9 protein-coding genes are annotated in these 12,724 nt (G+C 30.3%); 6 read left to right on the top strand and 3 right to left on the bottom strand.

The window, feature by feature from the left end; translation table 11 throughout:
* Positions 1-202 precede the first annotated feature (202 nt).
* Both Q0842_RS01295 and Q0842_RS01290 read left to right on the top strand, forming a co-directional pair.
* Positions 203-1,471, top strand: coding sequence for a hypothetical protein (locus tag Q0842_RS01295; RefSeq protein ID WP_298493317.1), 1,269 nt, complete (start codon positions 203-205; stop codon positions 1,469-1,471).
* Positions 1,472-1,553: 82 nt separating this feature from the next.
* Positions 1,554-4,379, top strand: a complete 2,826-nt coding sequence (locus tag Q0842_RS01290) for a TonB-dependent receptor (protein ID WP_298493313.1) — start codon at positions 1,554-1,556, stop codon at positions 4,377-4,379.
* 80 nt (positions 4,380-4,459) lie between these two features.
* Here Q0842_RS01290 and Q0842_RS01285 read toward each other — a convergent pair whose 3' ends face one another.
* Positions 4,460-4,777 (bottom strand): nicotinic acid mononucleotide adenyltransferase, encoded by a 318-nt coding sequence (locus Q0842_RS01285; RefSeq protein ID WP_298493310.1) that lies wholly within the window; start codon positions 4,775-4,777, stop codon positions 4,460-4,462.
* Positions 4,778-5,171: 394 nt separating this feature from the next.
* Here Q0842_RS01285 and Q0842_RS01280 point away from each other — a divergent pair, with 394 nt between their 5' ends.
* Both Q0842_RS01280 and Q0842_RS01275 read left to right on the top strand, forming a co-directional pair.
* Entirely contained in the window at positions 5,172-6,389 is a 1,218-nt protein-coding gene (locus Q0842_RS01280) for a porin (protein WP_298493307.1), read from the top strand.
* A 72-nt stretch (positions 6,390-6,461) separates the two neighbouring features.
* A complete protein-coding gene (locus Q0842_RS01275; protein ID WP_298493548.1) occupies positions 6,462-8,765 on the top strand; it encodes an inorganic phosphate transporter in 2,304 nt (767 codons plus the stop codon).
* Positions 8,766-8,812: 47 nt separating this feature from the next.
* On the opposite strand, the gene Q0842_RS01270 is transcribed toward Q0842_RS01275, so the two are convergent.
* Positions 8,813-10,573 carry a Na/Pi symporter gene (locus Q0842_RS01270; protein WP_298493304.1) on the bottom strand — a complete coding sequence of 587 codons (1,761 nt, stop codon included), beginning with the start codon at positions 10,571-10,573 and terminating at the stop codon, positions 8,813-8,815.
* Positions 10,574-10,773: 200 nt separating this feature from the next.
* Between Q0842_RS01270 and Q0842_RS01265 the strand changes: the two genes are divergently transcribed.
* Together Q0842_RS01265 and Q0842_RS01260 are read left to right on the top strand one after the other, a co-directional pair.
* Complete coding sequence (locus Q0842_RS01265; RefSeq protein ID WP_298493301.1) at positions 10,774-11,055, top strand: pyrimidine/purine nucleoside phosphorylase; 282 nt, start codon at positions 10,774-10,776, stop codon at positions 11,053-11,055.
* 178 nt (positions 11,056-11,233) lie between these two features.
* Positions 11,234-12,115, top strand: a complete 882-nt coding sequence (locus Q0842_RS01260) for an OmpA family protein (RefSeq protein WP_298493298.1) — start codon at positions 11,234-11,236, stop codon at positions 12,113-12,115.
* Between the two features lie 74 nt (positions 12,116-12,189).
* Here the strand turns inward: Q0842_RS01260 and Q0842_RS01255 are convergent, their stop codons facing one another.
* Positions 12,190-12,699: an RDD family protein gene (locus Q0842_RS01255; protein WP_298493296.1), complete on the bottom strand. Its 510-nt coding sequence runs from the start codon at positions 12,697-12,699 to the stop codon at positions 12,190-12,192.
* Positions 12,700-12,724 lie beyond the last annotated feature (25 nt).

Raw genomic sequence — 12,724 nt, 5'->3', positions numbered from 1 at the left:
TTTGTAGTGAACTAGTTTTAAATTTTAATGTTAACTAAATGTAATGAACATTTAAAAATTTTCTGTTTTAGTTAACAATATCCTAACGCTTTTATTACGGTTCTTTAATCCTAAGGTAACACTAAAAACACATAACAGTAGTTTCTTTGCCGAAAGAATTAAATCAAAAAATTATAACCAATAATATTTTAAAATTAAACTCATGAGAAAATTATTTTTAACTTTATTAATAGCCTCTTCTTTAGTATTTACAGGATGTTTTAAAGATGATGACACACCTATTATTATAGAAGAAATAACTATAATACAAAATGGAGACGGAACTGATGGTGATTATGAAACAGTTGCTGTAACTGGGGCAATTGCTGCAGATACAAATTGGACAAACGATAAAGTATACGAATTAAACCAAAAAGTTGTAGTTGAATCTGGTGTTACATTAACTATTGAGGCTGGTACTATTATTAAAGGTAAACCGGGAACTGGATCTTTAGCTTCTGCTCTTATAGTTGCAAGAGGCGGTAAAATTAATGCTGTTGGTACAGCTAACAGTCCTATTATATTTACATCTTCTAGTGATAATATTACTCCTGGACAAACTGCAGGAACCAATTTAGATGAAACTAACAGAGGGTTATGGGGAGGTTTAATAATATTAGGTAATGCACCTGGATCTTTTAAAGGAGATTTAGTTGAAGTTCAAATAGAAGGAATACCAGCTGATGATACTTTTGGCTTATATGGCGGAACTGTTGCAGATGATGATTCTGGAATCCTTAAATATATTTCTATCCGCCATGGTGGTGCATTAATTGGAGAAGGAAATGAAATTAACGGTTTAACTCTTGGTGGTGTTGGTAACAAAACTATTATAGATAACATTGAAGTTATTGCAAACGTTGATGATGGTATTGAGTTTTTTGGAGGTACTGTTAACGCTTCTAACTTACTGGTTTGGGCACAAGGTGATGATGCTTTAGATATTGACCAAGCTTACTCTGGAACCATTGATAATGCCGTTGTAGTTTTAGGTGAAGCTTCTGATCATGCATTTGAAATTGACGGCCCAGAAGGAACTTCTACTGGTTCTTTCATGTTACAAAATGCTACTATTATTGGAAATAGCGTTACATCTAACGGTGAATACGCAGATTACAGAAGTGGTGCTATGGGAGCAACTAATAATATATACGCTTACAATTTTAAAGCAGAATCTGATGTTGAGTTAGATAATGATGGTGTTGCTACTAACTATAATAATGGTTTATTAACTTTTTCTAATTGGCAAATAGTATTACCAACTGGTGTTACTGCAGTAGAAGATATTTTTGTAAATAAAGCAGAATCTGTTACTGTTACAGGTTTTGGTTCTGAAGCAACTGCTGTTACTAAAGGAGCTGCAACTGTTGGTGCAAATACTGCAAACCTTAGTTGGACATACGCAAACACAGCTGGTGGATTAGGATTCTAATGAATCATAAAAAAACAACAAAGTACTTATAAAACTACTGCTTGCATACTTGTATGTAAGCAGTAGTTTACAAATTATATATATGAAAAATATTTATATAGTTCTTACCCTAATATTTGGTTCAATTTTAAACCTATCAGCACAAGGAACACTTGCTGGGAACATACTTGATGGTGAATACAATAATGAACCAATGGCATTTGCTAATGTTTTAGTAAAAGGAACTACCATAGGAACAACTTCTGATTTTGATGGAAAATACCAGTTATCACTAGATGAAGGAACTTACACCATTATCTTTTCTTTTGTTGGTTACGAATCTAAAGAAATAAGTGATATAATAATTAAATCGGGGCAAGTAGTTGATTTAGATGTTGTTTTAGCATCAAACTCGTTAGATGAAGTTGTTATTACAACAAGTATTAAGCGAAATACAGAAGAAGCCGTACTAAGTATTCAAAAAAAATCTGTAACACTTCTAGATGGTTTATCTGCCCAAAGTATTAAATCTAGTGGCGCAGGAAATCTTGCAAGCGCAGTAAAAAGTGTTCCTGGTGTATCTGTTGAAGGAGGAAAATATGTGTATGTAAGAGGTCTTGGAGATCGATATACTAAATCTACTTTAAATGGTGTTGATATTCCTGGTTTAGATCCTGATAGAAATACTATTCAGATGGACATTTTTCCAACAAATATATTAGATAATATTATTGTAGTTAAATCTGCTGCAGCAGAATACCCAGCCGATTTTACAGGTGGTGTAGTTGATATTGTTACAAAAGATTTTCCAACTAAATTTGAAGCGTCTATCTCTCTTGGTGCAGGTTACAATCCAAGTATGCATGGTAAAGACAATTATTTAAATGGAACAGCAAGTGATACTGACTTTTTTGGATATGATAACGGTACAAGAGATGTACCAATTAATAGATACCAACCTATTCCTGGTACTTTTGAAAATAGAGGTTTACTAACAACATTAACTGGTCGTTATAATAAAGAATTAAGAGCCAAGGAAAGCACAAGTAATCCTAATTTCGATTTAGGACTTACTATAGGCGACCAATTTACTGTAGGCGATAACAATAAATTTGGATATTTAGCTTCATTATCATACAAAAACAGTACAACATTTTATGAAAACCGTATTGATGGTGCGTATTCTATTGATGCTAATAATACTTCTAATAACGAACTTGTTGCCGATAGATTTTCAACTGGTAGAGAAGGCACAAACAATATACTTTTAAATGGTTTATTAGGTCTTACCTTTAAAACTCAAAACTCAAAGTATAAAGTAAATTTACTTCACATTCAAAATGGTGAATCATCAGGAGGTATTTTTAATCAAAATATAGCACAGGGTGGTTCTGGTTCTGGTTCTGGTTTTGAGCCATTAACAAAAGATGCTCTTGCTTATACAGAGCGTTCTGTTACTAATTTACTTATTAACGGTATACATTCTTTTGGTGCTAAAAACGATTGGAATTTTAACTGGAAGTTAGCCCCAACATTCTCTAAAGTACATGATAAAGACCACAGAGTTACACCTTTACAAGAATCTCAAACAGGAGAATTTTTTATAAGCGCATCTGCTGCAACATTCCCTATTAGAATTTGGCGTTTTTTACAAGAAGAAAACTGGGCAACTAAATTTGATTTTAATAAAAAATACGAACTATTTGGAAAACCTGCTAAAGTAAAATTTGGTGGTGGATACACTTATAAGTTTAGAGATTTTAGTGTTGATGATTGGACTTTTGATAATAACGGAACGCCAGTTGCCAATGGTAACCCAGATAATCTATTATTACCAGAAAATATTTGGAGTAGAGATAACAGAAGTGGCACCTATCTTATTTCTGTTGATATATTTAACCCTAACGATGCATACGAAGGTGAGCAACACATTGCTTCTACTTATATCTCAAATGAGTTTAATATTAGCGAAAAACTTAAAACTATTTTAGGTTTAAGAGCTGAATCTTTCACTTCGTATTACACAGGGCAAGATGGTGCAGATTTATATGATAGGTTTAAGGTGTTAGATGAATACGATTTGTTTCCTTCAGCAAATGTAATTTACGCTGTAAGTGATGATTCTAATATAAGATCATCATACTATAAAACTACTGCAAGACCTTCTTTTAAAGAGGCATCTTTATCTCAAATTTTCGACCCTATTACAGACAGGTTATTTATAGGTAACATTAACTTAAAGCCAACCTATGTAAATAACTTCGATTTAAGATATGAAAACTTTGGTGATGAAGGTCAAATGTTTGCCATAAGTGGTTTTTTCAAAGACTTTACAGATCCACTTGAAAAATCATTCTTTGCCTCGGCACCTACTCAACTTACCATTGGTAATTTAGGTAGTGCAAAAGTATATGGAGCAGAATTTGAATTTAGAAAACATTTAGGTTTTATCTCAGAAAATTTAAACAACTTAAAGTTTACTTTAAATGTATCTGTTACAGAGTCTGAATTAACAATGTCTGATGAAGAATTTTTCTCAAGAGAGGCAAATGCTAGAGATGGCGAAACTATTGATAGGAAACGTAACCTACAAGGGCAATCGCCTTTCTTAATAAACACTAGCTTAAATTACGCAAATAAAGAAATAGGTTTACAAACTGGTTTATTCTTTAATATGCAAGGTAAAACTTTAGAAGTTGTAGGTTTAGGTGGTGTTCCAGATGTATTTACAAAACCTTTTGAAAGTTTAAACTTTACGTTAAATAAAGCGTTTGGAGAAAACAAAAAATCTTCAATAGATATAAAAATATCTAACATATTAGGCGCTGAAAGAGAAAGTGTTTACCAATCATTTAAAGCTCAAGACCAAATATTTTCATTAAGAGAACCAGGCACAGAGTTTTCTATAGGTTACTCTTATAAATTCTAAAAAGCTATTTAGAATTAGTCATAAAAAAAGCCTTAAACATGTGTTAAGGCTTTTTTTATTAGTTACATTAAATTAGCTTTTTATAAGGATGCTATATTATTTTCATAATTAACTACCTTTTTTTTGCCTTCAATCCAATGAATCCATTTGCCGACTTTTTTTCCATTATCATAATTTGCAGAAACAATTTTCTCACCTGCTGTGTTAAAACTTATCCACTTACCATGTAATTTACCATCAGCAGTAAATGATCCTGTTTGACTTACAGCACCATTATCATGATAATAAACGACATCAATTAAGTTCGTTTCTTTGTTAAGTTTTAAATCTTTCTTTTGTTGTGCAAAAGATACCACAGTAATTAAAAAAGTGAAAAGTAATAAGATTGATTTCTTCATAATTATGGGGGTTTAAACATTATATGTCAAATATACAAATTTGATAACTTTTAAACAACATTTAATTAACATAGAGTTAACATTGAATATGTAATTAACTGATTTTTAGTGTTTTAAAAATATTTGTATACAAAGATTTAACATTGGAAAGTTTAATAATTACTTAATATTGAGGTTAAGTTAAAATCACCTTAAACTTCGATATTTGTTTAGTCTTAAGACAATACAATTAGTATTTCATATAACTATTAGTTTTTGTCGACTACATTATCATGATTTCTAATGAGACTGCCTTTGGCCAAGGCAGTCTTTTTTATGTAAGTAAGTTAACTATTTGGAAACATTGAATTAACATTTATTTTAGTTATTTGCAGCGACAAAAACTAATAAATAAATGAATTTTAAAAAAACCCTTATTGGGGTAATACTTCTGTTTGTAATTACATCATTAAACGCTCAAGAAACTAAATCTGGTAAATTCGGAAAAGGTTTATTTAAAATTGTAGGGAAAGACAGTTCTTGGACCATGAAAGTTGGTTTAAGAGCACAACTACTAGGAACTTCAACTTGGAATGAAGGGGAGAGCGGAGAAACCAGTTTTTTAATTCGTAGATCTCGTTTAAAATTTGATGGTTTTGCATATAGCCCAAAATTAAAGTACAAAATAGAATTAGGTTTATCTAATAGAGACCAATCTGGGGCATCATCTTTCACTAGTAACTCACCTCGTTACATATTAGATGCCGTTTTAATGTGGAATTTTCATCAAAATTTCGTGTTATGGTTTGGACAAACTAAATTACCAGGAAATAGAGAACGTGTTATTTCTTCTGCAAACCTTCAACAAGTAGATCGCTCATTATTAAATAGCAGATTTACAATTGATCGTGATTTCGGATTTCAATTAAGACACCATTTCAACCTAACAGATAAATTTGTTGTAAAAGAAATATTTTCTTTAGCTCAAGGTGAAGGAAGAAATATAACCACAGGAAACATTGGAGGCTACCAATATACTGGTAGAGTTGAACTTTTCCCTTTTGGAACGTTTATAAGCAAAGGCGATTATAAAGGTTCAGATTTAAAAAGAGAAAAAACACCAAAACTATCATTAGCTGTTAGTTATGATCATAACAATAATGCTGTTAAAAATAGAAGTAACCAAGGTAGTTATATGTATATTGATAATACTGAGGCGGATGGTGCGAAAGGCAGTTTTTTCAAAACCAACATTAACACACTCTTTATAGATGCTATGTTTAAATACAACGGGTTCTCCTTTATGGCAGAATATTCTAATAGAGATGCTAAAGATCCTTATGCTAAAAACTCAGATGGCACACTTACTGGTGACGAGGTACAGGTTGGTCATGGTTTAAATTTACAATCTGGTTTTCTTCTTAAAAATGACTGGGAAATTTCAGGACGTTATACAAATATTGAATTAGATAAAAACATAACAGGTAAAAATCCAGAGACGCAATATACACTTGGTCTTTCTAAATATATTGCTGGTCATAGCTTAAAAGTTCAAACAGATATTAGCCATTTAGAAGTTTCTGGTGGTAGTAATCAATTAATGTATCGCTTACAATTCGATATTCACTTTTAAAATAATAACAATTACATAACAAACTAATCATTAATAGTCATGATATTTGCAACCATTTTACAACAAAACCCTATGGATAATATTTATTTATATATGATTATCGCCTTAGCCATATTAGCAATTGCTGATTTGGTTGTTGGAGTAAGTAACGATGCTGTTAACTTTTTAAATTCAGCCATCGGATCTAAAGCTATTTCTTTTAAAACCATTATGATTGTTGCCAGTTTAGGTGTGGCAGTCGGTGCTGTATTTTCAAGCGGTATGATGGAAGTCGCTAGAAAAGGAATTTTCAATCCTAGCGAATTTATGTTTAATGAAATCATGATTATTTTTATGGCGGTTATGATAACCGACATTTTATTACTCGATTTCTTTAATTCTGTTGGTATGCCAACATCAACTACTGTTTCAATTGTATTTGAATTACTTGGTGCAGCAGTCGCAATGGCATTAATTAAAATAGGTCATGATGGTGGTGATTTTAGTGAAGTTATTAATTACATTAACACATCAAAAGCATCACAAATTATTTTTGGAATACTCCTGTCTGTAGTCGTCGCATTCTCTATAGGCGCATTGGTACAATGGGTTTCCAGAGTATTATTATCTTATAATTTTCAAAAGAAAGCCGCTTGGGTAGGTGCTCTATTTGGTGGTTTTGCCTTAACAGCCATAACTTATTTCATTTTCATGAAAGGTTTAAAAGGGACATCGTATGCTAAAGAATCTTATGATATTCTTGGAGGCGGAACTATGAAAGATTTTTTAGAGAATCAAGTATTATCTATAGTCGTAGTTAGTTCTGTTTTTTGGTCATTATTTTCTTATTGCTTAATTGCTTTTGCAAAAACAAATATCTATAAGCTTATTATTATTGTAGGAACGTTTGCCTTAGCATTAGCTTTTGCTGGTAACGATTTAGTAAACTTTATAGGGGTTCCTGTAGCTGCATATAACGCATTTCAAGAATGGTCTGCTTCTGGTCTTTTAGCTACAGAATTCTCAATGGAAGTTCTAGCCCAAAAAGTACCAACAAACAACTGGTTATTATTTGGTGCTGGAATGGTAATGGTATTAACACTATGGTTTTCAACTAAAGCAAAAAATGTAGTAAAAACATCATTAGATTTATCTAGTCAAGGAGAAACAAAAGAACGTTTTCAACCTAACTTTTTATCACGTGGTTTTGTGAGATTTGCTATGGCAATGTCTCAAATGACATCATATATGTTACCAGAATCATGGCAAGCTAAAATTGAAAAACAATTTGAAGTACCAGTTATAGCTATACCAAAAAACAAAATATTAGAGTTGCCTGCATTCGATTTAGTTCGAGCAGCTGTAAACTTAATGGTTGCTGCTGTTTTAATATCTATTGCCACCTCATATAAATTACCACTTTCTACAACTTACGTTACCTTTATGGTTGCTATGGGTTCTTCGCTTGCTGATAGAGCTTGGGGAGCAGAAAGTGCTGTATATAGAGTAGCTGGTGTATTAAATGTAATTGGAGGCTGGTTTTTTACAGCTTTTAGTGCTTTTACAGCTGCGGCATTTGTTGCTTATTTATTGAATTTGAATATTACAGTAATGTTTCCAATTCTATTAGTAATAGCTTTTGGACTAATAATTAGAAGCTCTATTGTACATAACAGAAAATCTAAAGAAGTTAGAGCAGAAGATAGTTTAATAAAAGCTGAGAGTAGTTCTGTACAAGGTGTAATACACGAAAGTGCTGAAAATATTGCAAACGTTGTTAAACGTGGTAATAAAATTTATTCAAATGCAATTAATGGTCTTGCTAAACAAGATTTATTATCGCTAAAAAAGAATAAAAAGCAAGTTGATAAATTATCAGTAGAAGTTGAAGATTTGCGTAACAATATTTTCTACTTCATTAAAAATCTAGATGATTCAAGTATTGGCGCAAGTAATTTCTATATTAATGTTTTAGGTTACTTACAAGACATGACACAATCTTTAGAGTATATTACTAAAGTAAGTTATAAACACGTAAACAATAATCATAAAAAACTTAAGTTCAATCAAATTAAAGAATTAAAAGAAGTTGATGGTACATTAGAAAAATTATTTAATGATACTAAATTAGCTTTTGATTCTCGTTCTTTTGAACAAATAGGAAATATATTAAATAAAAAAGATGATGCTTTTAATATATTATCTGAAAAAATTCAAAAACAAGTAGAACGAACTCGTACTGAGGAATCTAGTCCTAAAAACACAACATTATATTTTGGTTTATTACTAGAAACTAAAGATTTACTTAAAGCTACCATGGCACTTTTAGATGAATATTATAATGCCCATGATGCATCAGTAAAACCTGCTACTATTTCTAACCCTGATGAAGAATAAATTATCATAATTAAGTAAATAAAAAAACACCTTAAAAAGGTGTTTTTTTATTCGCTATCCTCAAATAAAAGATCTTTTTTACCATAAAGTAATTCTGCTACCTCAATTAATTTTTTAATCATATCATTTACATTGGCATAATCATTAAATAATGATGATGCCATCTCTGCATTGATTAAATTTTTTCTTATTAACTTGTCTATAGACTTATTACTTAACCTAATATTAGCCTTAGCTTCGTTTTTTAACTGCTTTAATTTTACAGCATATTTATTGGCATCTTCTTCTGTTCTAAACAAGTAAATAACCCTTAATACTTTAGTTAATTTTTTTCTGTAGTTATCATATTCGTTTTGCAAATGTGCATTATCCATTTTGAAAACTAAGTTTATATTTTTGTTTAACTCTCTGGCTTCTTTAATTATTTCTACCATTTTTCTATTAGCAATTTTAATATCAGTAATTGCCTTTATTTGCTTATTATTTAAGTTTAAAGTGCTTTGGGCTGTTGTTGCATATTTAATAATTTCTCCGTAAATAGTTTTTACTTTTGTATAATACAACTCTTCAATATCTGTATTAAAACTTGTATGGGACTTCTTTATGATTAGTTTTAATTTTTCTTCAGATTTAATATCTTCTCTATGAATATTTAAAGCATGAGACACTATTTCAAAAACACTATTCTTATATAAATATTTAGATTCTTCGACCAAAGCTTTAATAGCCGAACCTGGAAACTTTAATACTGCTGGGTTAAGGTATTTTGGCTCGTCTACATCTTTATTTACTTTCTCCTTAAAGAATCGCATTAAAAAACGTTCTAAGCTTTTAATAAATGGAATCATTAATACAACACCAATAACATTAAATATGGTATGAAACATAGCCAATTTTAAAGTATAATTAGTTGAAGAAATATGAAATAAACCGGAAAGATTGTTTACTAATCTAGCCAATGGAAATATAAAGGCCATAGCTACAATACCTGTTACTATATTAAAAATAAAATGAGCTGCAGCTAACCTTTTTCCTGCACTATTTGAGCCTATTGCACTTAAAGCAGCTGTTATTGTTGTACCAACATTAGCTCCAATAGCTAGAGCTAAAGCATTTTCATATTCAATTTGTCCAGCAGCCAAAGCTGTTAAAATTAAAGCTAAAGTTGCACTACTAGATTGCAAAATTGTTGTTATAATAATACCAAGTCCTGTATAAATAACAACACCTAAAAAGCCAGAAACAGCATAATCTGACAAATCAAAATATTCTTTAAACACATCAAATCCTTCTTTCATGTAATGAATACCAAGAAAGAAAAAACCTAAACCTGCCAAAACATTCCCTATACCTTTAAGAGACTCTCTTTTTTGAAAAGAAAAAACAACTCCAAAAACAAGCATAGGCATTGCTAAGGCAGAAATCTTTATTTTAAGTCCAAAACCAGCCACTAACCAGGCTGTTGCTGTTGTACCAATATTGGCTCCAAAAACCAATCCTAATCCACCTCCTAAAGAAATTAAACCTGCACTTATAAAAGAAATGGTAATAACCGAAACCAAAGAACTAGACTGTAATAATGCTGTAACAAAGGCGCCCGCAGTAATACTTTTATAAAGTTTATTAGTTGCTTGTTTTAAAAAATTCTGTAATGGTCCTTTAGTAAAAACCTTAAAGCCTTCTTCTAGCATAATCATTCCAAAAAGTAAAATAGCTATACCCGCCGATATTGTTTTAAAATTCGGATTAAAGTAAAGTAAAACACCTAAGACAAATAATAATACAAAGAAAAAAGACTTTTTAATCATTCATATTTTATTAATATTTAAAAGAGGCATTAATATAATATAAAGTAGCCATACTAGAAAACTAATTCTACCAAAGCCTTATAAGATTAACTATTTACCCATAAATACGCACTTTACGACTACTAAAAAAGTTTACATTTGCAATCTTTATAATTCAATTATAAGATGAATTATTAATAACCATTTAAATAAAAGTGCAAATGATTTCAACAAACGAATATTTTGAGGGTAATGTAAAATCTTTAGGCTATACAACTGCAACAGGAAAATCTACAGTTGGTGTAATGGAAGCAGGTGAATACGAATTTGGAACTACAACACATGAAACAATGATAGTTATAGAGGGAGAAATGACAGTAAAACTACCCGGAACATCGAATTGGAAAGTTTTTAAATCTGGAGAAGCTTATGAAATTAATGCTAATAAGAAATTTCAAGTAAAAGTTGCTCAACAAACAGCTTATTTATGCCAGTATAAATAAGCTAATATTTAAAATACGTAATTAAAAGCACACTTTTTTAGTGTGCTTTTTTATTATATACACTTAACAATAAGCACCTTAGCATTTATACCCTTATTTCTAAAAATAAAATAAACGACATCTTAACGTCTTAAATTGACTTTTAATCGTAAATGTTATAAACCAAAAGCTTTTTATTATGAAGAAAATTTCAATTTTATTATTAGTTGCCCTCACTTTTTCTTGTGTTTCAAAAAAGAAATACTTGGCATTAGAACATGAAAATGGTCAAATTAAAAGTGAATTACAAAAAACCCAAGTCGCAAAAGAGGATTTAGAATCTAAATTTGCGAAAATTCAAACTAGAGTTGACAATTACAACACTAAAATAATGTCTTTAAAAAAGGATGTTGGAACATTAACTGAAGAGAACAATTCTAAATTTGAAGTATTAAAAAGTGGTGGAATAATCTCAAATAATGCTAAAGCAAAAATGCTTGAAACACTTAAAAATGTTGATGCAAACAAATTAAGTCAAGCTAAAACACTTAAAGATTCAATGAACTTAGCTGTTGCCTACAATCTTGAAAAAACGATTAATGAAAGCAACATGAATGAAGACAATGATTTTGCTGTAAATATTAACGAAACTGTAGTTATGATTTCTATTGCAGATAACATGCTATTTAATTCTGGTAGCTATAGGTTAAGCTCTAAAGCTGATACTGTTTTGAAAAAACTAGCTGACGTTATAAATTCTGAACCTAGTTTAGATGTTATGGTTGAAGGTCATACCGATTCAAGAACCATTAATACAGCTAATATTGCAGACAATTGGGATTTAAGTGTTTTAAGGTCTACATCAGTAGTTAGAAAATTACAAAACAAATATAATGTTGCACCTGAGAAATTAATTGCAGCTGGTAGAAGTAGTTACCAACCTATTGCAGAAAATAATACTAGAGAAAATAGATCTAAAAACAGACGTACTAGAATTATAATTCTTCCGAATATTGATAAGTTTTTTGCTTTAATGTCTGAAAATGATAATACTGTTGCTGAAACTAATATATTAGATTAAGTAACTATAATTTAATATAAACACAAAAAGCATCCTTATAGGATGTTTTTTGTGTTTATATTAGCTAAAATATACTATATCACTTCTTGATTTACTCCTATTTGTTCTAATTCGTTTTGCGATTGTTTTCTTGCTTCAAATTTAGCTACATCAACAACTTGTGTATTAGATATTGAATCGTGCCAACCCTTGCCTAAAGTCCCTAAAAAAGATAATGCATCAAATGGAATCATTCTACAAAGGCTTCTTTTAGCTATATCTTGGTTGGTTGGCTTTTCACCATTTGCCATAACTACCATAGTCTTTGTAACATACTTCCCTAAAGTCCTATTTGTTAAACTTTCCATCATAAAGAAATATATAAACATTAAAGTATATGAGTAAAACAAATCTTCGATTTTAGACATCTCTGCCCAATAATTATTTAGTGAATAATCACCCGTAAATTCTCCTAAATAAAGAAACGAATATGAAATTGCATACATTACCGCATATTGAGGTATTAAATCAATTAAATGATTTACAAAACGCATATTCTTACTTGCTAATAGATCTTCAGTAATATAAAAATTATTATCTGTCATTAATTCTAGATTTAAACTTTAAATA

It is taken from the genome of uncultured Algibacter sp., assembly GCF_947495675.1.
Classification (GTDB): domain Bacteria; phylum Bacteroidota; class Bacteroidia; order Flavobacteriales; family Flavobacteriaceae; genus Algibacter_B.
The sequence above is the reverse complement of the archived record's forward strand: the minus strand, read 5'-3'. Positions and strand labels throughout refer to the sequence as shown.

Bases quoted from the DNA above. Each gene is read 5' to 3' on its own strand.
- Q0842_RS01270 (WP_298493304.1), bottom strand. From the start codon at position 10,573: ATGATTAAAAAGTCTTTTTTCTTTGTATTATTATTTGTCTTAGGTGTT.
- Q0842_RS01260 (WP_298493298.1), top strand. From the start codon at position 11,234: ATGAAGAAAATTTCAATTTTATTATTAGTTGCCCTCACTTTTTCTTGT.
- Q0842_RS01280 (WP_298493307.1), top strand. From the start codon at position 5,172: ATGAATTTTAAAAAAACCCTTATTGGGGTAATACTTCTGTTTGTAATT.
- Q0842_RS01290 (WP_298493313.1), top strand. From the start codon at position 1,554: ATGAAAAATATTTATATAGTTCTTACCCTAATATTTGGTTCAATTTTA.
- Q0842_RS01265 (WP_298493301.1), top strand. From the start codon at position 10,774: ATGATTTCAACAAACGAATATTTTGAGGGTAATGTAAAATCTTTAGGC.
- Q0842_RS01295 (WP_298493317.1), top strand. From the start codon at position 203: ATGAGAAAATTATTTTTAACTTTATTAATAGCCTCTTCTTTAGTATTT.
- Q0842_RS01275 (WP_298493548.1), top strand. From the start codon at position 6,462: ATGGATAATATTTATTTATATATGATTATCGCCTTAGCCATATTAGCA.
- Q0842_RS01255 (WP_298493296.1), bottom strand. From the start codon at position 12,699: ATGACAGATAATAATTTTTATATTACTGAAGATCTATTAGCAAGTAAG.
- Q0842_RS01285 (WP_298493310.1), bottom strand. From the start codon at position 4,777: ATGAAGAAATCAATCTTATTACTTTTCACTTTTTTAATTACTGTGGTA.